General features: G+C 61.9%; 18 protein-coding genes and 1 tRNA gene. 13 read left to right on the top strand and 6 right to left on the bottom strand.

Annotated features, from left to right (window positions below; genetic code table 11):
* Both VGN68_RS17065 and gdhA read right to left on the bottom strand, forming a co-directional pair.
* The gene (locus VGN68_RS17065; RefSeq protein ID WP_327478334.1) at positions 1 to 1,455 is read right to left on the bottom strand and encodes a multiheme c-type cytochrome; all 1,455 of its coding nucleotides are present in this window, start codon (positions 1,453 to 1,455) and stop codon (positions 1 to 3) included.
* A gap of 54 nt (positions 1,456 to 1,509) precedes the next feature.
* Positions 1,510 to 2,865, bottom strand: coding sequence for an NADP-specific glutamate dehydrogenase (gdhA, locus tag VGN68_RS17060; RefSeq protein WP_327478332.1), 1,356 nt, complete (start codon positions 2,863 to 2,865; stop codon positions 1,510 to 1,512).
* Positions 2,866 to 3,025: 160 nt separating this feature from the next.
* Here gdhA and VGN68_RS17055 point away from each other — a divergent pair, with 160 nt between their 5' ends.
* Positions 3,026 to 3,976 carry a tetratricopeptide repeat protein gene (locus tag VGN68_RS17055; protein ID WP_327478330.1) on the top strand — a complete coding sequence of 317 codons (951 nt, stop codon included), beginning with the start codon at positions 3,026 to 3,028 and terminating at the stop codon, positions 3,974 to 3,976.
* Positions 3,977 to 4,156: 180 nt separating this feature from the next.
* Here VGN68_RS17055 and putA read toward each other — a convergent pair whose 3' ends face one another.
* The gene (gene putA, locus VGN68_RS17050; RefSeq protein ID WP_327478328.1) at positions 4,157 to 7,252 is read right to left on the bottom strand and encodes a bifunctional proline dehydrogenase/L-glutamate gamma-semialdehyde dehydrogenase PutA; all 3,096 of its coding nucleotides are present in this window, start codon (positions 7,250 to 7,252) and stop codon (positions 4,157 to 4,159) included.
* Positions 7,253 to 7,350: 98 nt separating this feature from the next.
* Between putA and VGN68_RS17045 the strand changes: the two genes are divergently transcribed.
* The 9 genes from VGN68_RS17045 (at position 7,351) to mobF (ending at position 16,362) form a co-directional block, all read left to right on the top strand.
* On the top strand, positions 7,351 to 7,821 hold the full coding sequence (locus VGN68_RS17045) for an Lrp/AsnC family transcriptional regulator (protein ID WP_293701828.1): 471 nt from the start codon (positions 7,351 to 7,353) through the stop codon (positions 7,819 to 7,821).
* A gap of 48 nt (positions 7,822 to 7,869) precedes the next feature.
* Positions 7,870 to 7,943 (top strand) — tRNA-Gly (locus tag VGN68_RS17040).
* Between the two features lie 165 nt (positions 7,944 to 8,108).
* The gene (locus tag VGN68_RS17035; RefSeq protein WP_327478325.1) at positions 8,109 to 9,317 is read left to right on the top strand and encodes a tyrosine-type recombinase/integrase; all 1,209 of its coding nucleotides are present in this window, start codon (positions 8,109 to 8,111) and stop codon (positions 9,315 to 9,317) included.
* Between the two features lie 6 nt (positions 9,318 to 9,323).
* Positions 9,324 to 10,178: a hypothetical protein gene (locus VGN68_RS17030; RefSeq protein WP_327478323.1), complete on the top strand. Its 855-nt coding sequence runs from the start codon at positions 9,324 to 9,326 to the stop codon at positions 10,176 to 10,178.
* A 178-nt stretch (positions 10,179 to 10,356) separates the two neighbouring features.
* Entirely contained in the window at positions 10,357 to 10,530 is a 174-nt protein-coding gene (locus VGN68_RS17025) for a helix-turn-helix domain-containing protein (protein WP_184101351.1), read from the top strand.
* A gap of 62 nt (positions 10,531 to 10,592) precedes the next feature.
* Complete coding sequence (locus tag VGN68_RS17020; protein WP_327478313.1) at positions 10,593 to 11,120, top strand: hypothetical protein; 528 nt, start codon at positions 10,593 to 10,595, stop codon at positions 11,118 to 11,120.
* 207 nt (positions 11,121 to 11,327) lie between these two features.
* Complete coding sequence (locus VGN68_RS17015; RefSeq protein ID WP_327478310.1) at positions 11,328 to 11,696, top strand: hypothetical protein; 369 nt, start codon at positions 11,328 to 11,330, stop codon at positions 11,694 to 11,696.
* Positions 11,693 to 13,591, top strand: a complete 1,899-nt coding sequence (locus VGN68_RS17010) for a type IV secretion system DNA-binding domain-containing protein (RefSeq protein ID WP_327478308.1) — start codon at positions 11,693 to 11,695, stop codon at positions 13,589 to 13,591. The genes VGN68_RS17015 and VGN68_RS17010 overlap by 4 nt, the downstream gene beginning before the upstream one ends.
* Positions 13,591 to 16,362 (top strand): MobF family relaxase, encoded by a 2,772-nt coding sequence (gene mobF / locus VGN68_RS17005; protein WP_327478306.1) that lies wholly within the window; start codon positions 13,591 to 13,593, stop codon positions 16,360 to 16,362. The genes VGN68_RS17010 and mobF overlap by 1 nt, the downstream gene beginning before the upstream one ends.
* Positions 16,363 to 16,414: 52 nt before the next feature.
* On the opposite strand, the gene VGN68_RS17000 is transcribed toward mobF, so the two are convergent.
* Positions 16,415 to 16,984 (bottom strand): hypothetical protein, encoded by a 570-nt coding sequence (locus tag VGN68_RS17000; RefSeq protein ID WP_327478304.1) that lies wholly within the window; start codon positions 16,982 to 16,984, stop codon positions 16,415 to 16,417.
* 350 nt (positions 16,985 to 17,334) lie between these two features.
* Between VGN68_RS17000 and VGN68_RS16995 the strand changes: the two genes are divergently transcribed.
* The 3 genes from VGN68_RS16995 (at position 17,335) to VGN68_RS16985 (ending at position 19,487) form a co-directional block, all read left to right on the top strand.
* On the top strand, positions 17,335 to 18,255 hold the full coding sequence (locus VGN68_RS16995; protein ID WP_327478364.1) for a nucleotidyltransferase and HEPN domain-containing protein: 921 nt from the start codon (positions 17,335 to 17,337) through the stop codon (positions 18,253 to 18,255).
* Positions 18,256 to 18,474: 219 nt separating this feature from the next.
* Positions 18,475 to 18,966 (top strand): hypothetical protein, encoded by a 492-nt coding sequence (locus VGN68_RS16990; protein WP_327478302.1) that lies wholly within the window; start codon positions 18,475 to 18,477, stop codon positions 18,964 to 18,966.
* Positions 18,963 to 19,487, top strand: coding sequence for an RNA polymerase sigma factor (locus VGN68_RS16985; RefSeq protein WP_327478300.1), 525 nt, complete (start codon positions 18,963 to 18,965; stop codon positions 19,485 to 19,487). Before VGN68_RS16990 ends, VGN68_RS16985 begins: the two co-directional genes overlap by 4 nt.
* A gap of 45 nt (positions 19,488 to 19,532) precedes the next feature.
* Here the strand turns inward: VGN68_RS16985 and VGN68_RS16980 are convergent, their stop codons facing one another.
* Both VGN68_RS16980 and VGN68_RS16975 read right to left on the bottom strand, forming a co-directional pair.
* Complete coding sequence (locus tag VGN68_RS16980) at positions 19,533 to 22,826, bottom strand: DUF499 domain-containing protein (protein WP_327478298.1); 3,294 nt, start codon at positions 22,824 to 22,826, stop codon at positions 19,533 to 19,535.
* An 11-nt stretch (positions 22,827 to 22,837) separates the two neighbouring features.
* Positions 22,838 to 25,564, bottom strand: coding sequence for a DUF1156 domain-containing protein (locus VGN68_RS16975; protein WP_327478296.1), 2,727 nt, complete (start codon positions 25,562 to 25,564; stop codon positions 22,838 to 22,840).
* Positions 25,565 to 25,603 lie beyond the last annotated feature (39 nt).

Below are 25,603 nucleotides of genomic sequence, written 5' to 3'. Positions count from 1 at the left end.
TTACCGCAGCGCCCGGATCGCGCGCACCGCGCTGCCCAGTGACGCCTGGAATTCGGCGGGCTTGTACGCGTTGGGATCCTTTACCGCGGCATAGGCGCGGTCGATATCGCCGCGGATTCCCGCCGCGGCGCCGACCGTCACGCGCCCCGACGACACCATCGCGTTGAGCAGCGTGTCGACCCCCATCACCGCCTGCTGCGACCCCGAATAGTCGGTGAAGCGGTCCCCGATCGCCTTGGCCGAAATCGCATCGACCATCGCAAAGGCGTCGGTGCCCGAAAAGCTGCGCGCCGCAAACGCGCTCTTGAGCGCCGCCACCGTCTGCGCCAGTTGCCCCGCGGCAGCGACCGCGCTGGGACGGTCGGTGGCCATCGCCTTGTGGAACGCCGCGGTGCGCGCCGCGAGCTGGTCGGCGAGTGCGGGGGCGGCCAACCGCGCGGCAGCGGCGAGCATGATCAGATTTTCATCATTATAGGGCGGCATCCCCTCGGGAATTTGACGCCCCGGATTGTCGACGCCGGTGCGCACCGGCTTCGCCTGATCGAAGATGCGGCGATGGCAGCTGTGGCAATCGAGGAAGTAGAATTCGGGGAACATCCCTTCGGTCCCGCGGCGCGACTGGAACAGCGCCAGGCTGCGCTCGATCGCCGTCGCTTGCCCCACCGCCCACATCTGGACATGGTCGGTGCGACCGGTCGCCGAACCGAATTTGCGCCAGCCATAGTCGGCGTCTTCCTGATGGTGTGCCTGGAGCGAGGAGAAAAGGTCGAGTTCGAACGCGATACGCGGATGGCCCGCTGCCATGATGCGGTGGGTGACAAACTGCCCGTCGCTGGCCGATCCGAAGTGGCAATCGACGCACACCCCAGCGCGCACCACCGGATCTTCGAGCTTTTTCAGCCCCGCCGAAAGGTTGGCGAGATGCTTCTGGCGCATTTCGGCGTCGGGATTGGCGCTCGTGCCGACCCCGGCATAGTGGCTGGCCAGCCAGCCGCCCGCGGGGCCGTGGCACGATTCGCAGCCGACCCCGTCCTCGGTCGGCACGCTGCCGCGCATCGCGCCCTTGGCGGCAACCGCACCGGCGGTCGCATGACAGCCGATGCACATCTGCGCGGTGGCGGGATCGCCGATCCCCAGATTGCGCGCGATGAACTGGCTGCGACTGTTGCTCAGCACCGCCCAAGCGCGGCTATGCGCGCCGCCGGGGGTAGAGGGCTCCTGCCATTTCATCAGCTCGTCCTGGCGCACGACGGTCCCGTCGCCTTCCATCCGGCCGTGGCAGGTCGATCCGGCGCAGGACGCGACGCCAGTATAGCGCGCGGCGGGCTCGCCCTGCGAGCGGGCGGGGGACGCGAAAACGAACGCCGCGATCGCAAGCGCGCACAGCAAGGCAGCAAGCGCAGCTAACGCCGCCCAAGGCCGATCGCCGCGCTCCTTTCCAGCGTGCGTCGTCATTCGCGCATACCCCTTTTTCCCCCGGCCCGGCGCTTTTGCGCCTTAGGGCCGCAATTACACTACCCCGAAAGCCAGCATCGCGTCAGCGACTTTCTTGAAGCCGCCAATGTTCGCGCCCTTCACATAGTCGATATAGCCGCCGCCCTGGTCGCCATAGGTGATGCAGCTTTTGTGGATGCCGTCCATGATGTCTTTCAACATCTGTTGCAGTTCGGGCTCGCTCCAGCTGCGGCGGCCGCTGTTCTGGCTCATTTCCAGCCCCGACACCGCGACGCCGCCGGCATTGGCGGCCTTGCCCGGCGCGAACATGATCTTGGCATCCTTGAAGACATGCACGCCCTCAAGGTTCGTCGGCATGTTGGCGCCTTCGCTGACCGCGATACAGCCGTTCTTGACCAGTTCGCGCGCATCGTCGCCGAGCAGCTCGTTCTGCGTTGCGCAGGGCAAAGCAACGTCGCATTTGACCCCCCACGGTGTTTTGCCTGCCGTGAAGGTCGCGCTCTTGAACTCGGTGCAATAATCCTCGATCCGGCCACGGCGCACCGTCTTGTGCGCTTTCACCCAATTGATCTTTTCCTGATCGATGCCGTCGGGATCGTGGATGAATCCGGCCGAATCCGACAGGGTCAGCACCTTCCCGCCCAGCTGGACGATCTTTTCGGCGGCGTGCGTCGCGACATTGCCCGATCCCGAAATGACCGCGGTCTTGCCGGTCAGATCCTGCCCCTTGGCAGCGAGCATGTTGGCGAGGAAGTAAACCGCGCCATAGCCCGTCGCTTCGGTGCGGATCAGCGAACCGCCCCATTCGAGCCCCTTGCCGGTCAGCACCCCGGTGAACTCGTTGGTGATTCGCTTATACTGGCCGAACATGAAGCCGATTTCGCGCCCGCCCACGCCGATGTCGCCCGCGGGCACGTCGATGTCGGCGCCAATGTGGCGATAAAGCTCGGTCATGAAGCTTTGGCAAAAGCGCATGATCTCGCGCACGCTCTTGCCCTTGGGGTTGAAGTTCGACCCGCCCTTGCCGCCGCCCATCGGCAGCCCGGTCAGGGCATTTTTGAACGTCTGTTCGAACGCCAGGAATTTGAGCACCGATTCGGTGACCGACGGGTGGAAACGAATGCCGCCCTTGTACGGGCCGATGGCATTGTTGTTCTGGACGCGCCAGCCGCGCTGGACGCGGATATTGCCGTTGTCGTCCTCCCAGCAGACGCGGAACGACACCACGCGGTCGGGTTCGGCAATCCGCCGCAGGATCTGCTGCGAGTGATATTCTTCCTTGTCGGCAATGAAATCGAAGATGTCCTCCGACACCTCCTGCACCGCTTGCACGAACTCGGGTTGCCCCGGGTTCCGCTTCTTTACGCCTTCCATGAACGTCGAAAAATCGACGTGATCCGAAACTGCCATGCACCCCTCCCCTGATATGACTGGGAAAGCCGGTGCGACCCCGACGATATTTTAATCGTTGACCGACCTTGTATTGCAAAGGCTACACCATCGCCAAGCAAAGGCAATATGATGGCGCGCACAGGCGGCATTTTTCCGCAGCGCGCGCAAAGGGGCAAAAATGAGCGAGACCAGGAGCATGGCTGACGATGCGAAGCGCGGCATGGGCGGCACCAACCGAGCGATCCTGATCGCGGCCTTTGTGCTGCTGGCTGCGGCGATTGGCTATGCAATCTGGCGCGATTCGGCGCCTTCCGGGGCTGAGCCGACTGTGCCGAACGCTGCCGCGCCGTCCGACCAGCTTGCCGCTCTTGAGGCACGAACCAAGAGCGAGCCGAACAGCGCCGAAGCGTGGACCGCGCTCGGCGCGGCGCGATTCGACCTCAGCGATTTTACCGGTGCCGCCGCGGCCTATGAAAAGGCGACCGCGCTGTCGCCCGAGTCGGCGGGGCTATGGTCGGCGCTGGGTGAGGCGCGGGTGATGGGCAGCGACAGCGACCCGATGCCGGCCGCTGCCCTCGCCGCCTTCGACAAGGCGATCGCGCTCGACGCGAGCGATCCGCGCGCGCGCTATTTCCTCGCGGTCAAGAAAGACATTGGCGGCGACCATCGGGGCGCGATCGACGACTGGTTCGCGCTGCTCGCCGACACACCGCAGGGCGCGCCGTGGGAGGCGGATTTGCGCCGCACGATCGAACAGGTCGGCGCGATCCACAAGATCGACGTCGCCAGCCGCCTCGCCAGCACGCAGGCGCGCCCGCTGACCGCCGATGAAATGCCCGTCGCGGCGCGCGGCATACCGGGGCCGAGCCGTGCGGATATGGAGGCGGCGTCGCAGCTACCCAAGGGTCAGCAGGACCAGATGATCCAGGGCATGGTCGACGGGCTGGAGGCGAAGCTGAAGGCCAATCCCGCCGACGTTGATCGCTGGATCATGCTGATGCGCAGCCGGATGACGCTGGGCGAAACGGCAAAGGCGGCGCAGGCGCTGAAGGACGGGATTGCGGCGAACCCGGCGGCGGCGGGGCGGCTGAAGGCGCAGGCGCAGTTGCTGGGCGTCCCCGGGGCATAATTTTTTGGTTCACGCGGAGGCGCGGAGGCGCGGAGAGAATCTTTCAGCCCCGTTCGTGCTGAGCTTGTCGAAGCACCGTTCTTTACGTCGGCGGCCGCAAGAACGAACAACCGTTCGACAAGCTCAGGGCAAACGGTGCGTATAGATTCTCCGCGCCTCCGCGTCTCCGCGTGAACCTTGTTAACCCGCCATCAGCGCCGCATTGCCCCCCGCCGCGGTGATGTCGGTGCTGATCGTCTTTTCCTCCGCAAAACGGTGCAGATAATGCGGCCCGCCCGCCTTCGGGCCGGTCCCCGACAGACCACGCCCGCCGAAGGGCTGCGAGCCCACAATCGCGCCGATCTGGTTGCGGTTGACGTACACATTGCCGACCTGCGCGCGTGCGGCGATGTGCGCCGCGACGCCGTCGATGCGGGTGTGAACGCCGAGGGTCAGGCCGTAACCCGAGGCGTTAATCGCATCGATCAGGGCGTCGAGTTCACCGCCCTTCCAGGTCGCGACGTGCAGCACCGGGCCGAAAATCTCGCGCTTGAGGTCGGTGACCCGGTCAAGGCGGATCACCACCGGCGGCACGAAATGGCCGCCCGCGGGCAAGTTCGTTCGCGCCGCTTCCGCAATCACCCGCCCCGCGGCGCGCGCTTCGGCGACATAGGCGGCGATGGTCGCCTGCGCTTCATCGTCGATGATCGGGCCGACGTCGGTTGCCAGCAGCGCCGGATCGCCGACATTGAGCTCGGCCATCGCCCCCGCAACCATCTCGATCATCGTACCGGCGACATCCTCCTGCACGCACAGCAGGCGCAGCGCCGAACAGCGCTGCCCCGCCGACTGGAACGCGCTGGCCACGGCATCGCGCGCGACCTGTTCGGGAAGCGCAGTCGAATCGACGATCATTGCATTGGCGCCGCCGGTCTCCGCAATCAATGTCGCGATCGGGCCGTCGCGCATCGCCAGCCCGCGGTTGATCGCGCGCGCGACCTCGGTCGAGCCGGTGAAGGCGACGCCAATGATGTCGGGGTGGCCGGTCAGCGCTGCGCCGACCGTTTCGCCGCGACCGGGGAGGTAATGCAGCACATCGCCGGGAACGCCCGCTTCGAGCAGCAACTCAACCGCGGCGTGCGCGATCAGCGGCGTCTGTTCGGCGGGTTTGGCCAGCACGCTATTCCCCGCGGCGAGCGCCGCCGCGACCTGCCCAAGGAAGATCGCGAGCGGGAAGTTCCAAGGGCTGATGCACACGAACACGCCCTTGCCTTCGAGCATCAGCTCGTTGCGCTCGCCAGTCGGACCTGGGAGCGCGACGGGATAGGTGAATTCGGCGCGCGCTTGCGCCGCATAATAGCGCAGGAAATCAACCGCCTCGCGCACCTCGGCGATCGCATCGACCAAAGTCTTGCCCGCCTCGTCGATCGCAAGGCCGAGGAACAATGCGTCATGTTCTTCGAGCAGGTCGGCGGCGCGTTCGAGCCGTTCGGCGCGGAAGGCGCCGCCTGCGAGGCTCCAATTCTCCTGTGCGGCGCGCGCCGCGGCAACCGCATCGGCGACCGCAGCGCTGTCGGCCTCGATGACTTGCCCGACGATTGCGCCTGTCGCAGGATTGCGCACCGGATCGGCCGAACCCGTTCGCGCCACACCGCCGATGATCGGCGCCGCAACCCGATCGCTGCGCCGCGCTGCACCGATCGCGGCGACAAGCGCTTCGGGGACGCCGGGCTCGCCGAGGTCATAGCCACGCGAATTGCGCCGCGCCGGATCGAACAGGCCAAGCCCGGTCGCGATCTTTGACGACGCTGCGCTGGCAACGCTGCGCGGATCGACCGCCAGCTGTTCGGCGCTGACATCGGGGTCCGAGAATTGATGCACGAAGCTGGAGTTCGCGCCATTTTCGAGCAGACGGCGGACGAGGTAGGCGAGCAGGTCGCGGTGGGTGCCGACGGGGGCATAAACGCGCACCGGCCGCGGCGGCGGGAACAGCGCAACGAGGGCGTCATGCGCGCCCTCGCCCATGCCGTGCAGCCTTTGCAGCTCATAATCGGCGCCCGCGAACAGCTCGGTGACGAACGCCAGCGTCATCGCATTATGGCTGGCAAAGGCAGGATAAATGCAATCCTGACAATCGCGCAGCAGCTGGGCGCAGCGCATATAATTGAGATCGGTGTGGAGTTTCGCGGTGAAGACCGGAAAATCGCCCAGCCCGAGCGTCTGTGCGCGCTTGATCTCGGTATCCCAATAGGCGCCCTTGACCAGCCGCATCGAAAGCTTGACGCCGCGCGCCCGGGCACAGTCGGCGAGCCATTCGATCACCGCCGGGGCGCGTTTCTGATACGCCTGGATCACGATGCCGAGGCCAGTCCAACCGTCGGCGATCCCGGCATCGACCAGCGCCGCAAACACATCCATATGCGGTTCCAGCCGGTCGCTTTCCTCGGCATCGATCATCAGCGGGATGTTCACCGCGCGCGCCGCATTGGCGAGTTCGATCACCCGCGGCACCAGTTCGCCGATCACGCGCGACCGCTGGAGATATTCGTAGCGCGGGTGGAGCGCCGACAGCTTGATCGAAATGCCATGATTGGCATGCGGATCGCCGGGCTTCCCATCGCGGCCGATGCGGGTAATCGCGTCGGCATAGCTGTCGTAGTAGCGCGCCGCATCTTCGGCGGTGCGCGCCGCTTCGCCGAGCATGTCGAAGCTCGCCAGTTCCGACTTCTCCTTGTCGGCGCGCTTGACCGCGGCGTCGATCGTCTCGCCCATCACGAACTGCTGGCCGAGCAACTTCATCGCCGCCAGCGCCGCCTGGCGGATCACCGGCTCGCCCGAGCGACGGACCATCGATTTGAGCAGAGTCAGCGGGTTCGCCTTGCTACCCATCGCGTCGAGCATCAAGGTCGTCGACCCCAGCGACAGGCCGCGCGCCGACAGTGCAACAATCAGCGGGCTGTCCTCGTCCTCGCCTTCCTTCCACTGGCGCCCGGCGATCTTGTCGCGGATCAGCGCATTGGCAGTCGCGCTGTCGGGGACGCGCAGCAGCGCTTCGGCCAGGCACATCAGCACGACGCCTTCCTCGGTCGACAGCCGATACCGGTTCATCAACTGCGCGACGAGCGTCTCGCGGTCGCCCTCGGCCTTGGCCCTGCGGATCAGGTCGAGCCCGCGCCGGGTTACCGCCTCGACGCTGGCCGGAGACGCGGCAAGCGCGGCGCGGAGGTCGGCGACGATGTCGGCTTCGCTGCGGCGGGCGAGGGCGCGGAGTGCGGCGCGATCATTGGTCTGGGTCATCCGCGCAACATATCGCAGCATAGCACGGCAATCTGACCGATTATGCGTCGTTGCATTTATCTTTTGACCTATTATCGGATCAGTTTTAGGCGATTATGATGAATGAAACGCCCCTTGCAGTCGATCTGGATGACTTCGACCGCAAAATCCTGTCGATTCTGCGCCGCGACGGCCGCATCACCTTCACCGATCTCGCGCAGCAGGTCGGCCTGTCGAAAACGCCGTGCCAGCAGCGCGTCCGCCGCCTCGTCGATAAGGGCGTAATCACCGGATTTGCCGCAATCGTCGATCCCGCCAAGGTCGGGCTCGACCATGTCGCCTTTGCCGAGGTGAAATTGTCCGACACGCGCGAGGCGGCGCTCAAGCAATTCAACGCCGCGGTGCGCGCAATTCCCGAGGTCGAGGAATGCCACATGATCGCGAGCAGCTTCGACTATCTGCTCAAGGTCCGCACCGTCGACATCCGCCGCTATCGCATCGTGCTGGGCGAAAAAATCTCCAGCCTGCCGCATGTCGCCAGCACCTCGACCTTCGTCGCGATGGAAACGATCAGCGAAGCCAAGCGCTGACACTCATATTGACCACCGTCCACAGCTGTGCCAATCGCGCAGCCCCGGGCGGGTGTAGCTCAATGGCAGAGCAGAAGCTTCCCAAGCTTACGACGAGGGTTCGATTCCCTTCACCCGCTCCATTTTGCTGCTCACGCGCAGTCGCTGATGGTTGAAAAAACCCTGAAAATCCGCTAGTTTTTGAGCATTCACTGGCTTCCGGTGATTGCCCATGATCGCGTGTAGCTGAACGATTCGGGGGCATATCCGGGGGCCTTTCCAAAGCCCCTGATTTGCGAGGCCCCCAAATGGCGCTCACCGACACCGCGATCCGCAAAGCGAAGCCAAAAGATAGGCCTTATAAGGTCTCGGATTCGGGTGGCCTTTACCTTTTGGTCAATCCGACCGGCAGCAAACTTTGGCGCGTGAAATATCGCCTGCATGGAGTGGAGCGTAAACTGGCCCTCGGCGCTTATCCTGCGATTACGCTCGCGGAGGCGCGAGCGGCTAGAGAAGATGCAAAGAAGCAGCTCGCCCATGCCGTCGATCCCAACACTGCCAAGCGGCAGGCTAGAATCGCTGCGAGCATCAGCGCGGGTAACAGCTTCTCGGCGGTGGCTGAAGAGCTGATAGCGAAGCGCGAGAAGGAAGGTGTCGCAGCCGCAACACTCGAAAAGCATCGCTGGCTTTTGCGTTTGCTCGGCGCGGAGTTCGGGCGGCGGCCGGTGACCGACATCACGCCTGCGGAACTACTCCACGAGCTGAAGAAGCAGGAACGGCGCGGGCGCTTAGAGACGGCCAAGCAGGTCCGGGGTTTCGCGAGCCGCGTTTTCCGCTACGCCGCCGCTACCGCGCGAGCCGAACGCGATCCCGCACAGATGTTGCTTGGCGCGCTCATCCAGCCGACCGTCAAACATTTCGCGGCAATCACCGATCCGATTGAGTTTGGCGCCCTACTCCGTGCGATTGAGGGATATGTCGGTGATCCGGCGGTGATGCATGCGCTCAAGCTAACCCCGCATGTCTTTCAGAGGCCGGGTGAGCTTCGCCAGATGGAATGGACCGAGATCGACGTCGCCAAGGCAGTTTGGACGCTACCCGCAGCCAAGATGAAGATGCGTCAACCGCATGCAGTGCCACTGTCGCGCCAAGCACTCGCGATTTTGGAAAGTATGCGTGGGCTTTCTGGCAACGGCAAATATGTGTTCCCCTCGGTAAGAACACGGGCGCGGCCGATTAGCGACAATACAATCAACGCGGCGCTTCGTCGTCTGGGATATTCCAAGGAGCAAATGACGGCCCACGGATTCCGGACCTCCGCCTCCTCACTGCTCAACGAGTCGGGCAAGTGGAATCCCGATGCCATCGAACGCGCCCTCGCTCACATGGTCGCGGGGAGCATTCGGCGCATATATAACCAGTCGGCCTACTGGGCGGAACGCGTCGAGATGGCCCAGTGGTGGAGTGATTATTTGTGTCAACTCCGTGATGGAGGCAATGTAGACTTCCCTCGCTAGGAGAAGATGGTGGAGGACCGGAAGGAAGTATTGCCGCTACGCATCGTCGCGGCTCGCTTCATCAGCACGGATGACCAAGCCGGACTTGCCGAGCTCGACCGTATCACGGCGGAAGCTTGGCGCCTCATCCAAAGGCGATATTGGCTGTTATCTACCTCGTTCACGGCGGCCGCTTCAGCAACCGTCGCTACACTGCTCTCTGGGATCGCGCTCACTTGGAGTGAAACGCCTGGGGCCGAAATAGTCACGCTGATCGGATTGGGATGCTTCGTTTCAATGCTGGCGGTCGCAGCGTCGTGGCGCGTGTTTCAGTATGGCGGGATGAAAGCTGCCGCACCTCAGGAGCCCGCATACGCGAACGCGGAAGACCCGGCCGTGCGGAATCTCGAACGCCTGTTCGTCATTCTCCAACGCGAATCGACGCCGCGCGCCTTTTACTTCGCTCGCAATGGTCAACGTCGCTACGTCGATCATCGCTATTTCTTCGGCAAGCTTCGCGCCGCCCATGTGGCCAAGGGCGACACCATCCGCAACGCGCTCTTCGGACCGGTGGGTCTCTGGTTCGCGCGCGAACTGTTTCTGGAAGTGGACGTCGACAAACTGATCGCTGATGCCAAGGCGGAACCGAATCGCAAGGGCGCCCCGAAGCAATATGATCACACTAATGCCATCATCGCGCTGATTGATCACCCAAAGGTGCGGGCGCTCGACATCTCAAAGAAGCGCGGCAATCAGAAGGAAATCATCGAGCTGCTTGAGGATTGGTATCGCGACAGACGCCTGAAGGTGCCGAGCCAGTCGCAGCTTGCGCCTTACGCAAATCAAATTCTGGAGACGATCGCGAAAAATCGTTCGTCTTAATCCTACTCTGAATTACCGGGGATCCACGCATTTGCGTGGTTTCGGGAGGTAGGTAATTACCGGGGAACAGCCACGAGCGGCAGATTTCCGGTGCATCTACATCCTGTTGGAACTGTCGGCGCTTAGCTGCAAATGATCCTGTCGCCCGCCGCATCGCGGCACTCCAACGGAGGCGACAATGGATGAACTCGCATACTCGATTAACCGCACGGCCAAGGCGCTCGGCGTCGGCCGGAGCACAATCTACAAGCTCATCAAGACCGGCCAGGTCGATGCGCTGAAGATCGGCACGCGAACGCTGATCACCACCGCATCCATCGCGCGGCTCACCGAGGCTCGCCCCGAGACTTGATACCGACGCGGCGAATTGCCGCCGGCGCATCCCGATCACCTCTCGATTCAGGAGGACATGACATGTCCGTTCTTCGCAACGCTCTCGCCCGCTTCTTTTCTTCGAAGCCCAAGCCCGACATGCACATCGACGCCGATGTTCAGACCGCCATCTACATGTGGCCGATCATCGAAAAGTTGCTCGCCCATGGCGAGGATGGCGACACCTACCGCGCTGCTGTCAATTTCTGGCGCTACGCCGAGCGACCACCGCTTGCCACCTACGATAGAGATGGGAGCCACTGTCACATTGATGGTCCGCTTCAAATGGCAGGCGATTTTGACCTTCCCTTGGGCGGAGAAATCTTCAGCAGCGGCGTCACGATTGCCCTCGATCCCTTCGAGGCGAACGACCTTCGCGAACATATGCGGGCCGCTATCGAGCGCGCTATTCTCGCCTGGCTTGCGGACAATGGCCGCCGCGAATCTCCACCGGCAAAAAATCCTTACGACCGCCAAACAGCCGACCGCAAAGCGAAGGCAATGATCGCCGGTTGGGCTGCTCGCAAAGGAACAAAGCGCCCCGTCACGGAGGGCCCGGATCATGTCTGAACCGGTCGTCTTTGACGCAAGGCCGCAGGGCCGCGATGCTACGCATCGGACCCGCAATTTTGATACACACCTCACGCACGGGTGCATCCAGCTTTTCCGTCACTTTTCAAGGCAGCGCCGCGGCAGCGCTTCCCCGGGGCGCGCGCAGACTGGCGCTATTCAGCCAAATTTGGAGGCAGCGCCCCGGCAGCGCGGCGAGGGACGGCTATGACTCTCGCCCGTCACAACATCCGCCTCCCGGCGGCGATCGAAAAGGCGCTTCGTACACTCGCAGATCAGCAAGGCGTGACGCCATACGCTATGCTCCAGCGCAGCGTGAAGGCGGGGATCGCCGCGCAGTTGAACCCGCCAGTCGCTGATGGGGGATCGCGCGAACTTATCGCCGAGGTCGCATCGATGAGCACGCGCCTCGCCGATGTCGAACGCCTGCTCGACCGCACCTTGCACACGGCCTGCGCCGCCTATTGCTATGCCCGCAGCGCCGCGAAGGGAGGCGGCAAGAGCGACGAGGTCATCACCGCCGAGACGAGCCGGGCTTATGACCGACAACGTGCTGCGATGGCGGAACGGCCATGAGCGAGCCTCACGATCTCCGGCTACATGCCGAGACGCTGCGGCGTCATCTTCGCTACAGCCAGACGCGACGGTTCAAACGACAGTTCGCGATCATGGCCTCGTCGATCGCGCTGGGCGGTTTGGCGGCGCCCTATTTGATGCTCGACCCGAGCATCCTTCGGGACACCGGCACCCATTATCACGCGAAGATGCTGTCATGGTTTGCAGGCGACGGCGGCGATCCGGGGATCGTCATCCGTTACGAGGGGAGAGACTATCTGAACCCTGCGCGCACGGTCGCGACCGATCCCTATTTTGTCCGCCGGGCGAGCATCGCCAAGTCGTTCGTCCTGCGCGGCGCCATGCTGGGGTTTGTCGCATGGTTGTCGGGCCTGTTTCTGCTGCGCGACGTCGCCGCGCGGCGGCGCCAACGCGCGCTCCGCGACCGCGTCATCGACGGCACCAGGGTGACGAGCGAGAAGGAGTTGGTGAAGCTGGCGCGAGCCGAGGCCGGTTCGCATCCGCTGGCGATCGGTCCCGTCCCCTTTCCCCGCCGCCTCGAAACCCGGCACATGGCGATGGTCGGCACGACGGGCAGCGGCAAGACGACGGTGCTGCGCCAGATGCTCCACGGGATCGCGGCGCGCGGCGAAGCCGCGCTGGTTTATGACACCAGCGGTGAGTTCATCGCCCACTATTACCGCCCCGAGTGCGGCGACATCATTCTCAATCCGTTCGATGCCCGCTGCGTCTATTGGTCGCCCTTCGCCGAGATCGCCCACCCAGCCGATGCCGATCGCATCGCGCAGCAGCTCGTTACCGAGACCGGGAAGCAGGACGACGACGTCTGGCTGGAAACCAGCCGCATCCTCGTCGCCAACATGATCCGGGAACTCTGGAAGGAGAAGAAATGCACGCTGCCGGACCTGCTCGAAGCGCTGCAGAAGATGAACAAGGACAAGCTCAAGGCCTGGCTCAAGGACACATCGTCGGCACGCACCTTCTCTGACGACGCCGACCGGGCCACCGGCAGCGTGCTCTTCATGCTCGCGAAGGCCGCGAACCTGATCCAGTTCCTTCGCATGCCCGAAGAGGGCGAGAAAATCTTTTCGTTCCGCGATTTCATCGCCGGCCTCGACGACACGAAGGGCGCCAAGCCCTGGATTTTCGTGCCGCGGAAGGAAGAGCAGTTCGCGGCGTTAAAGCCGCTGCTCGCCTGTTGGCTTGAATGCGCCGCGAGCGCCATGCTGGGACTTTCTCCATCATCCGACCGGCGCGTCTGGTTCCTGCTCGACGAGCTTGCCGACTTGCCGCGCGTCGACAATCTGACGCGCCTTCTGCCCGAGGGCCGCAAGTTCGGGGCGGCGGTCGTGCTTACCTTTCAGGGCGTCGGCCAGATGCGCCATCGCTATGGCGACGACCTTGCCGAATCCATGCTCGGCTGCTGCAATACCAAGCTCTTCTTGCAGATGGGTGACGGCGAATCCCGGCGCTGGGCGAGCGACACGATCGGCACCTGCGAGGTCGAGATCCAGACCATGACCGGCGCGCTTGGCGATGGCGACGACAAGCCACGGATGACGCTCGGCCGTCAGCGTAAGACGCGGCCCGCCGTGTTCGAAAGCGAACTCCGCCTCGCACGCTATGAGGGCTATCTGCTGTTCCCCGATGGGCTTCCCGTCGCGCGCATCGGACTCACCGCCGATCATATCGAGAAACGCGGCGAGCCGCGCCAGCCCTCTTTCGTCGCGGCGAACCCGGAAACGACCCTCTGGCACCGGCCGTTGGAGGCGGCGCCCAAAGAAGAGCCCGACAGCGATGGGTCGCCGCCAGCCGAGAAGCAGGTCGTCGAAAAGCCGAAGGCAGGGAAAAAGCGATCAGCGCCTCCGCCCGCTGACGATGGCGGGCCGATCTGATGGTCGCGTCGGTATCGGCGCTGACCAGTTCGGCGCAGGCGAGCAGCTATTATGAGGCTGACGATTATTACGCCGACGGCGGACTGTCGCCGTCCGAGTGGCAGGGCAAGGGCGCAGAGGAGCTTGGGCTGTCGGGTGACATCGATCGCGATACCTTCCGCGAGTTGCTCGACGGCAAGGTCGCGGGGCAGCAGCTCGGCACGGTTCGTGACGGCCAGCTTGAGCATCGGCCCGGCTGGGATGTGACGCTGAGTGCGCCCAAGTCGGTGTCGATCATGGCCGAGGTCGCCGGCGATCGACGGTTGATCGAGGCACATGGGCAGGCGGTGAAGACCGCGCTCGCGCATGTCGAAACGCATATGGCCGCGACCCGCGTTCGGCATGGCGGCAGCGTAACGCGCGAGGCCACTGGCAATCTCGTCGTCGCCAGCTTTCAGCATGGGACCAGCCGGGCGCAGGACCCGCAGCTTCATACCCATAATGTCATCATGAATGCGACGCGCGGCGAGGATGGATCGTGGCGCAGCCTGGAACCGCGGGCGATCTATCAGCTCCAGAAGCAGATCGGCGCGATCTACCGGCAGGAGCTGGCCTTGAAGGTTCGCGAGCTCGGCTACGAGATTGATCCAGGCAAGGAGTCGATGTTTGAGATCAGGGGCGTCTCGGCGGACGTGATGGCGGCGTTCAGCACGCGCAGCGCCGAGATCGAGGCGGCGCTGTGGGAACGAGGCACATCGCGCGAGGAAGCCAGCGCCGCCGAAAAGCAAGTGGCCGCGCTCGATACGCGGCAGGCAAAGGTGGCAACTAATCATGGCGTGCTTGTCGCCGACTGGCGAGAGACCGCCGACGGCGCTGGGTTCAATGCCGAGGCCCGGCTAGCGTTGATGCACGAAGCCGAAGCCAAGGCCGCGAACGGCGCTCATCTTCCCAATCCATCGATCGCCGATCGCGCCGTTGCCCATGCCGCCGACAAGCTTGGCGAGCGGCAATCGGTGTTCTCGGTCGCGGCGCTCCTCGAGGAAGCGGGGCGGGTTGGCCTTGGGAAGGTGGGCTATGCCGAGATTGGCGAGGCGATCGGGCGGGCGACGAAGGAGGGCGAGCTGGTCGATCGCACCTTCATCGACCGGCGCGGCGCCGCGTTCGCCGGGTTTACGACCCGCCAGAATATTGCCGCCGAGAAGACAATTCTGCGTATCGAAGCGCACGGGCGCGGTGCGCTCGCGCCGATCGCCTCCCCGCTTGCCGCCGCCAAGGCTGTCGCGAGTGCGGCGGCGCAGGCGGAGCGGTCCGGCTTTGGCTGGAACGCTGACCAGAAGGCGGCGACCGAGCAGCTCCTTACCAGCCGCAATCGCATCACCGCGGTCCAAGGCTATGCCGGGACCGCCAAGACTACAACGGTGCTTGCGACCTTCGCGAGCGAGGCCGAAGTTCGCGGCATGTCAGTGGTCGCGCTGGCACCGACGGTATCGGCGGCTATGACACTCGGCGAAGCGCTCGGCGCCCGCGGCGATACGGTGGCGCGCCATTTGCTTGTGCCGGAAGGTTCTGCGTCTGGTCAGCCGCTCGCATGGATCGTCGACGAAGCCTCGCTCTTGTCGGCGCGCGATACCGCGCGTTTGTTCGATCTGGCCGAGCAGTACGATGCCCGCGTCATCCTTGTCGGCGATGTGAAGCAGCTCGGATCGGTCGAGGCGGGCGCGGCGTTCGCGCAGCTTCAGGGCGCCGGTATAGAAACCGCGACGCTCGGCGAGATCGTCCGGCAGAGCAACGCGGCCACGAAGGAGGCGGTGCTCGCTTCGATCGAGGGCGATGCGAAGAAAGCGCTCGCCGCGCTCGATCGCGGTGGCGGCCAGATCGTCGAACAGGCCGATCGCGCCGACCGCTTCGTCGCTATCGCCGAGCGCTATGCCGGGCTCGACAAGGCGGCGCGAGCGCGAACGCTGGTCATCGAACCCTCACGCGAAGGGCGCGATGCGTTGACGGCAGATATACGCGCGGCGCTGGTGAAGTCGGGCGCGCTGTCCGGTCCCGCCGTCGCCGTGGCAAGTCTCGTCAACAAGGGTCTCACTCGCGCCGAGGCACGCGACCCGCTAAGCTACGACCGGGGCGATGTCGTGCGGTTCACCCGCGATTATGCTGATAAGGGTGTAGCGCGCGGCGAGGCCTATCGTGTCGAAGCGGTCGATCCGGCGAAAGCCGCCATCGCGCTGAGGTCCGAGGATGGGCGGGAGGTCGATTGGAGGCTTCGCCAATGGGGCGCCGGCAAGGTGCAGGCGTTCGCGCCGCAGAATATGGACCTAAGGACTGGCGACAGCATCCGCTTTACCCGCAACGATCGTGAAGCCGGGCGGATCAATGGCGCGCGCGGCGAAGTCACCGCGATCGACGAGCAGGCACGGACCGCGACGGTGCTTGGCGCTCGCGGTCAGACACAGACTCTCGACCTCGATGCCCCGCGTGACCGGCATATCGCCCATGCCTATGTTGATACCGCCTTCGCGGCGCAGGGGCGCACCGCCGACCATGTCATCATCCATGCCGACAGCAAGGCGACCAATTTGGTCGACCAGAAAAGCTTCTACGTCGGCATCTCGCGCGCGAAGGAGTCGGCGACGATCGTCACCGATAATCGCGCGAAGCTGGTTTCGGCGATCAATGAACGCGCTGGCGCCGTGCAGACGGCCATCGCACAGGCTGCAATGCCGGCGGCCGACGCTCACAAAGCAGCGGGCTCGGCATTATCTAAAAACCTTGCGGCATTCGGACTTTGACCTCTTCAACCGAGATTGCGCTGACAGAGAGCATTTCCACGTGCGGTCGCAGTTATGGCAGGAGGAGCCCCCACTCGGCTCGCCACCATTCTCGATTCTCTATCGTGTCGACCACCCTGCAACCGGGGCGGTCCAACGCCGGGTCCGAGATCATCGAGAAGGCAAAGGGAATCTTGGAAAGCCAGCCAAGTGACGATTGTAGCTCTTCCCAGGACATCGAGTGCTTCAGGCCGTTCAACTCCCAGCTTAGCGCGGCAGGGGCGTCGCCGACCGACCCCATAATTCCGATCAGGCCGTGACAAATCCCGTTGCGGATATCCAGCTGCCCCTGAAGCTGCAATCTGAGAGTAGCCGCTAACAGGGCGCACAGCGTGTCGGGTGGTTGGGCCTCGACGACCGCGCCTTCCCAAGTTCCTATGACGCCTTTGATGCCGTGTGCCTTGGCCGGGAGAAATCCTAAGAGACGGACGACGTCATCGCGAGCAGACCGTTCAATCTTGGACCAGAGCAGAATCAGCGATCCTATCGCGCCGCTCATCTGATGGAATGTCACATCCAATGGCATTTCATCGTTACTGGCGAATTCATCGCAGGTCGGGCCACGACCACAGAGGCCCAGCATCCATCCCCTCTACATGCGCGCCCGTTTCTGGCGTGATCGAAGGCGGAGCGGGAGGGTCAAATAGTTCGTCGAACACGTCGCCGAACCAGCCTTCGAACACGGCAATCTCCACTTCTGTGACGGGAACCGGATCGGGCCAATCGTCGACCACGGTCCAAGTCGAGAGGTCGTGTTTCGGCGGTCTGCCCATGTATTTTCCTCGCCCATGCTTAGAGGTCAGGTTGCTGAGCCCGCCAAGGTTTCAGGCTCCTGTCAATTGCCTCTCCGAAAATCGGTCTTCGTCAGAGCAGTATACCGGCTACCCGAATGTCCTTGCCAAACCACTACAGTTTCTCGAAGATTCTATGAGCATGCGAACAGACATCGATCACCTTCCCGCCGCCAAGCAGCGTGAGCTAGAGCGCGTCGTCGAGACCATCTTTGACGAGTTCCGCAGCGCGACGGAAAATGCTACCGGGCCGCGCAAGGGCGCGCGTATTCTCAAGATCATCCTGTTTGGCAGCCACGCGCGGGGCGACTGGGTCGATGCGCCGCTGTCGGCGAACCAGTATAAATCCGACTATGACATCCTCGTCATCGTCAGCCAGAAAGAGATGACCGACCGCGCCGCCTATTGGGCGACTGCCGAGGAACGTCTCATTCGCGCTTACACGATCGAGAAAACGCTACACACGCCGGTCAATTTTATCGTCCACAGCCTGCACGAGGTAAACGACGGGCTCTCGCATGGTCGTGTCTTCTTCATGGAGGTCGCGAAAGATGGGATCGCGCTTTACGAAGCCGATGACCGAGAACTGGCCACGCCGAAGCCCAAGACACCGGAACAGGCGCTCGAAACGGCGCGGGAATATTTTGAGGAATGGATGCCGAGCGCAGCCGGTTTTCTCGATACCTCGAAATATGCGCGTAGCCGCGGCAGACTCAAGGAATCTGCGTTTCAACTGCACCAAGCGACTGAACGGCTTTACGGATGTTTATTGCTGACCCTGACCTTCTACACGCCGTACAACCATAATATCGCGTTCCTGCGATCACTCGCCGAAGGGCTTGACCGTCGCCTCTACGGCATCTGGCCAGACGCCACGCATCGTGAGCGAGCAAAGTTCCAGAAGCTGAAGGAAGCCTACACCAAGGCAAGATACGCGAAGCACTACAAAATTAGCGAAGAGGAGCTGATCTGGCTTACCGATCGCGTCGAAGAACTAGGCCGCGTCGTCCATCAGGTATGCTCGGACCAAATCGCCGAGCTTGAGACTGCGGCGCGCCGATAGGCGCTGGGCCCAGGCCGCTTGCCGGGACTCCCGGATTCTGGCATAATCGTAGGTACGGAATGGAACGACTGGCGGCCATTCCGGGGATTATCCTGCCAGGCATCATGTAGGTCCGGCCGCGTGTCGGACGGTTGCTGATCGCCGCTCTGGCGGCACCACAGCGAACACCGCTTGCCCATCCGCGCGCAATCGCGCGGACCGCCGCGGTGCGAGCTGCAAATGACACCCCCAACACCCGACGTTTACGCGTGCGAAGTCGTGATGGCGCGCGTCGGCCATCTCATCCGGCGCAAGCAGCGCGAAATCGAGCGCATCACCCGCATATTGCGCGGCCTGTTCGATCCCTCGCAGGTTCCGGCGCCCGAGCCGGGACGGATCAGGCGGATCATCCTGATCGGTCCCTATGCGCGGCGATCCTGGTACGAAGACAGCCGGACGATCGAATTTTCCGATTATGAATTCTGGGTCGTCGTCAATCATCCGCTCTTCACTGACGAACGCTGTTGGCGGCGCGCGCGTGCGACCATCGACCGCGAACTGGGCAATCGCTGTGCAGTCGATGTCGAGATCTATTCCAAGTCCGACATTCGCACCGCCAAGGCCGACCGCGACACTTTCATTCTCGACCGGATTGAGGCCGGCATCACCCTTTACCGCGCTTCGCGGGATGCGCCGCTGCCCCCCGGTGAACGCCGGGGGGACCGGCCATGACCGCCGTTGGCCCCTATCCGAACTTCGACGCCTTCTATCGGGCGCAGCATGATCGGATGTTCCATTTCTTTCGGAGGAAAGTTGGGCGTGATGAAGCTCCGGATCTCGTGCAGGAGGCATTTACCTGTGTCCTACGAAGCGGGGCCTTCGACAGGCTCGAAAATCCGAATGGCTATTTGACGCGGACGGCTCGCAATCTAGTGATCAACCGGGCGCGGACGTGGCACCGGAAAGGCTGCATGCTTTATCCGCTCGACGAAGCGCGCGATGCCCCACTCCCGCCGGAACAAGAATGGAAGATCGAGGGACGGGAGCTTCGCGCGGCGTATCGGCGTGCGTTACTCGCGCTGCCGAGGCGAACGCGGAGGATATTTCTCATGCATCGGCTAAAGGGCATGTCTTATCGGGCAATCGCTGAGCAGCTTGGCGTCGGCGACAAAGGCGTTGAATATCATATGATGCGTGCCTTGGCCCGATGTCGACGAGTTAGCGGTCGGTCCGGATCGACAGCCCTATTCTGACTCCATAGGCTGCGCGATAGGAAAATCCGCCACGCTCGAGCCATCTTATTCGACAGCTTTCTCGGAAAATCCGAGGGTGTTCGCATTCTCGACTAGCGTGCGCACCTTAGCACGATCGAGGCCGCTTGGCACCTCAGCTTCGATTTCTAGCCTCAGCGTAACCCTGCTGCCTGGCAGCGTGGTTAGTTGTTCCACGATTGCCTCCACGATTTGGTGCATATCCCGTGCCGGTCGCTCAGGGGAAATCATGACGGTCCCGCTAAATCGTGTCGGATTTTGTTCCGTCGGCGGTGGCGCGTTAACATCGTTGATTGGCCCGCTGGGATTTTCAGTTGCTCCGGCGGGTGAACTGTTGGGAACCGTATCAGAGAGCGCCGATGTTTCTGGACGATGCGATTCAGCGACTGCGGGCTTGACGATCACGCTATCACTATCAATGACAACCAAAGCGTCATTTGCGTGGTCAATCGCAAGGCCCAGATACCTGCGCGCAGCTTCGTCCCATCGCTCTGCATAGGCGAACGGTCCAGGCAGCATCCCGCTTACTGCTGACTGCACGGACCTGATTAGCACCTCCTGATTCTTGATGCGCGGCAAATAGATATAGCGATTGAGGTATTCGCGGAGGTCTTTGAGCGAGAGGTGCGGCTTGTCGTTCCAGATGTATTTCTGCATATCACGGTCAAGACGCGTGGGGCCGAGTTCGGTCAACAATCCTTCTTCGCCAATCAGCTTTTTGCTGGCGCGGGCGAGCAGTCCGTCCTGTGCGGGAATCTTGCCTGAAACCCATTCCACATCAGCTTGTGCGCTTTCCTGCGCCGGATAGTGCAGATAGCACCAAGCTTCTTTGAGCCGGGTTTTGACGGTTTCATTGGCCTCCGAGAGCTTCGCCTTGGCCAGCGCACTGTCGCTTTGTGTGAGGTTTAGGCGATCCGTATCGCGGACGATCTCGCTCCACGCGAGGCATGCGCGCACGGCATCCTTCAGGTTTTCGAGTTGCCGGGCATCAGCGGCGATGAAAACAAGCATATTGCGATACACCCGCGGCGTGCTGCCGCGCTGCATCAGGATTTCCTCGGCTTCGACCAAGGCCTCTGACCCATCCCGACCGTTGTGCGGATGCGCCACCCCCAGTATTACGGCCCGAACTCCGCCGGCTTCGTCAGGCACTTCGACGGAACCTGACGGCGCGACCTGAACCGCGTCGAAATGCCCTCGATCGGGGAGCGCATTGACATATTTGGTCAGCTCCGCGTCGATGGTGACATCAACCAACGCCGCTTCGATTTGCGCTGCTCTGTCCGTAGCAATGCGGTTGAGGCTTGCAGCCATCGAATACCAGTAGCGCCCGAGATCCGAGTGCATAAATTTGGCTTGGTTGGTCAAACGCCGCAACGCGTCCCCGAATATTGCCGGTCGTTCGCCCGGCTGAACAACTCCAAGGTTAATTTGCTTGTCGTCTAGGCCCGTGTTCTGCTGTTGGTGAGTGGGCGCTGTGCCCATGAAAATGGCGCGCGCGACACGCCGTGTGGCCGAGTAGCGATTCAGGTTTGGCGCCGCTTGGTCGATCTTGTACGGCGTCGAGGCGGTGCCATCGACGTCACCCGCAATGATCGACTGCCAGCTGACGTCAAGGTAGTGCAGTAGCTCCGGCTCGACGCGCGGCGAATTGACCGCGACGCTACCCGGCATGATCATCACCGACGGATCACCGCTCATCCAAAGTTCGTGGATAGCCTGTGCCATCAGTCGCAGTACCCCACGCGTGCGCTGGAACTTTTCGAGTGACCCCCAACACGTATAGAGCTGATCGAACAGCTCAGGGTGAATTGGAAAGGCTTTCTCCAACTTACGCCGGTAGTCCTCATCAGCGCAGCCCTGCGGAAAATCGTTGGGATTTTCACGGTAAAGTGTCGCGAATTTTTTGAGCGTGTTGTCCCGGTGATGGAAACGATCGCCTGGGATTTCTTTGAACAGGCGTCGGCGAACAATTTCGTAGCTCTCTTCCTGGCTGGCCGGACGCCATGAGGATTCAACCCGGCTAAATGTCTGTTTGAGACGCGCTAGAGCTTCTTGGCCACCTTCGCCGCCCACCTCGATCTGTGACGCGGGTAAGGAGGCGACGAGCAGTGTGCCGGGGCTTGCTTTCACCGCTTCGGTCAAAGCCTGTACGAACGACAGATTGGAGTCGAACGAGCCTGATGGCAGGCCATCAACCTTGTAGATCTGGCGCAGATAGGCGACCCACTCGTCGATAAGGATGAGGCAAGGCGCACATTTGTTGAAAAGCGCTTCGAGAAGATCGGATCCGGGAGCAATACCTGTCGCGTCGTTCTCCGCTATCATGTCAAATGCGTCGGGACCGCCCAGCTGCCACGCGAGATCTCCCCAGGTCGTCCGGATTTTCCGTCCACCTTCCACACTGAGTAAGTCCTGCGGCCCGCGGGAGGTGCCAACTAGCACCGCACGATTGATGCCGTCCGGCACCGTCAGGCCATTGCTTTCAAGCAGCTGATCAAGGCCCGACAAGTCCTGCACCGGCGTCGGACCTGCCATATGGTAGAGCGCCAGCATCGAGTGGGTCTTGCCGCCACCGAAATTAGTCTGCAATTCGACCACGGGGTCTCCACCGCTTCCCGACAAGCGCTTGGCTGCGCCGACGAGCAGTGCGCTGAGACCTTCGGTCAAAAAGGTCCGGCTGAAGAACTGCTTCGGATCGCGGTATTCAGGCGGTGCACTGCCCGAATATACTTTGGCAAGGTCCGCTGCGAACTCCGCCTGTAAGAATTCGCCGGTAGCTACATCCTGATGTGGTTCGACGATTTCCCGCCATGGTTTGAGGCCAGCCGCAGTCTCGACCGAAATCTCAAGTCGCTGCGTCTTGCGCCTCTCTTCGTTGCGTTGAAGCTCGGTGAACTTAGTGCGCAGGATCGTATCCCGCATCCGGCTCAACTGCTCGGCAGCCTCCCCGGCACTGATCGCTTCCATCAGTCGCCGCATGGAGTCAAGCGCGCGCTCGGCATCATCGTAAGTGAAAGTTTCATTGTGCGATAGCTTGTTCCGCACGTCGAGAAGTTCCGACACATAGGATCGCTCGGGATGACCGAGTACCGTGGCGAACGCGTCCTTCCAGAATGCCATCATCGTTTTGAGCAGACCCTGCTGGTCCCAGCCGACATCGCCGGTCGAATTGGGTCGCAAGCCCTGAACGCGTTGGACCACCTCCTGCTGCCAATGGCCCTTGATTGAACTGTCCAGGCGCTTTTCCACGAAGGGGATCAAAGCAGAAGGCAGAAGTTCCATGCCTTCGAACACGTATTGGCGGGTGCTTTTAGCCATTATAATTCCCTTTAGACGTCGAAGCGCATCTGGCCGTCTCGGCGCGTATCATGAACAGCGGCAGCCTGGCGCGTAAGCTCGGTCCAGTCCGTTATCAGGGCGTTGTAGGCTGTGGCTTCTTGTCGGTCCTGACGTCGTTTGTCGCTGATCTCGTAAAGAACGTAAGCTAAGTCTTTCACCGCTTCAGCTTTATCGCTCCCAAACTTTTTCAGGAGCACGGCCGTTTCGTGGGACAAGCCATCAAGCTGATGCTGGCGCACGAGGTATTGGCAGCATTCCCAAACCGTGAGGTGGCGGTCGGATTCTGGATCCCAGCCTTCCTCAAGTTCTTCGCGCTTGTAGATGCGAACGCGGCCGGCCGACGATTCCACAATGCCTGCGTGTCGCACATCGTCGACCGAAATTCCGCGGGCACGTGCAAGGCTATCAGCGTCCCCGAACATCCCTTTTTCGAAGCCATGTTGCGTAAACCATGTGACGGCAAAGCGGGTCTCCGGATCGAAATCACCTTCTTGTGCAGAGAGGTACTGGTCGAGTTCCTCGTTGATAATCTGCAGAGCGGTCTTCACCGACATCGGGCTATCATCGCGCTCGATGACGGAAGCATAACGACTGAAGATTGCTATGCCCGGGCCGATGGACGCTTGGGGAATGTCCACAGGGGCAATGCTAGCGCGATGCATTTCCTTGAGTGCGGCTGGCAGTTCTCGGCGCAAGGCCCGAATGAACTCGATGCGAGAGACGGTCTCGGCATCGGCCGCACGAGGACGGCATGCCATCACCACCGAGGTCGCGAGCGCATTCTTGTTCTTCTTGAGGTTACCGACCAATTCGGTACGAACAGGCCAGGTTGCCCCGATCGAATATCCTGCATCGACAATCGCTTGAAGGAAGGTCGCCCACCCCTTAACCGAGAAGCCGCTCTCATCGACCTCTCCTTGCCGGAAGGCATAGTAGATCGCTGCAGGAACATCGGGCCGACCCTGAGTTGCCATATGGCGCATGACGGTAGTCATGCCTTCAAGGAAAAAGCTGTCGGCCTCGTCCTTTCCGCCATGGCGCTTGTAGTCGGCAACCAGTTCCTCCTGCTTAGGAACCAGCATGGTCGAGAACAATTCGGGATAGGTTGCGGCTAACCCTTTTCTAAGCCAAACATAGAAGAAATCAGACAAATCCGCATACGGAACATTGTCATAGTAAGGCGGGTCAGTCGAAACGACGAAGCCAGTAAAGTCGACGTTTTGGGCATCCATCTGCCGCTCGACACCGGGGTGTTCAGCACAAGGAAGCGCGGCAACGCTCTTCGTCAGATACTCCACCTGGCCAATAAAATTGCCCGATGAAGATGAGAACGGATTTCCTTCCGCAGTATCCCACCTCATGGGAAGGGCCTGCATCGCGAATACCTGCTCCACCTTCTCCCCGGTTGTGTGCCAGAAGGTACTTGTTGATTGGCGATTAGCTAAACGACTAACACCCAGAACCAAATATGAATGAATCGCACGTCTGTAGTCTGCGTCTTTTATTTGTTCGACGATATCTGGAATGAAATCCATAAAGGTGTTCAGGGCGATCGTCTGGCGATCCATGAACAAATCTGAGATGTTTGTGGGTCCATAGTTGGTTACGCTCATATACTGAGGGTGTTGCGAAAGCGGATATTCCGGCCTCCACTCTGGCTTTTCGCTGAATGCAAGGGACTCTTGTTCTTCTGTAGGGGAGACGTACCGGCGTCCGCCTTTCCCTTCTGCGACAATCGCGACAAGACGCCAGCCCATTCTGCCGGCCATGCCTTCGGCCTTCACATAATCAGCAGTAATGGCGTCGCCTGTCAGGAGGCACCGGAAGTTCGCACCTCGTCCGGCTTTTGTGCCCGCCGCAACTGCATCCTCGTCAGCAGGCTTCCCGCTATGTACCTCGAAGCGAATGTCTGTCCCACTGACGACGGGTTTCACCCACACTGATTTCTTGGGTTTGTTGCAAAGCCAATAGTTAGAAATTAGAGGAACGTGAGCGCCGCGCACAGCTGGGTTTGGACTTGCAACGGTCCTCGCCCACAACCAAGCAAGCACAGTGGCGTCGCCGCCTCCCTGCGCGTTGGTAAGCGTAACTTGAGGATAGAGATGTCCAATCTTCGCCCGAGCCTTAGCGGTCAGCGATTGCGCATACCAAAGGATGTCCTCGGCAAGACCTTCCGCGCCGCGATAGTGGAGGCGCTCAGGTTTTCCTGGATGAACTGGCTTTTGATCTTTGAATTTGGAGGGCAGCTCGATCATTGCCTTGCCGATCATCACGGCTACTGGATTGAGGTCGGAGCCGGCCGACGGCAGGCCAAGCCGAAGAGCTTCTAGCGGGATCGAGCAGCCTCCGGAAAAAGGATCATATGCCGGGGGAACTCCGTCCGGGAAGTTCTTACGGATTTCCGCACGTGCCCGCTCGAGGACTTCTTCATTGGTTGAGTTTTCCCACTTCACCAAATCTTCAATGATCCGGAAAAGCCGATCACGCTCAGCCTCTACTTCGTCCTCAGTTGTGAACTGATCCGGATGACTCGACGGATCATCAACCAGCTGTGCAAACAGCACCGCGCGGCAAGCTGCGAGCGGCCGCCGCGCCCACCACAGATGCAGCGTCGAGGGATGCCCATGCCGGATAGACTTCTCGCGGGCTGAGGCCGCGTTTATCGCCTCCAGCGGGATGGCAACTTCGATCAGCTTCTTTTTGTAGGGAGTATTCATCGGAAATCTTCAATCATGACTGAGGAGTTTGAGGGCGGC

It is taken from the genome of Sphingopyxis sp. (genome assembly GCF_035998965.1).
Taxonomy (GTDB): Bacteria; Pseudomonadota; Alphaproteobacteria; order Sphingomonadales; family Sphingomonadaceae; genus Sphingopyxis.
This window is presented reverse-complemented; position numbering and strand designations above follow the sequence as displayed.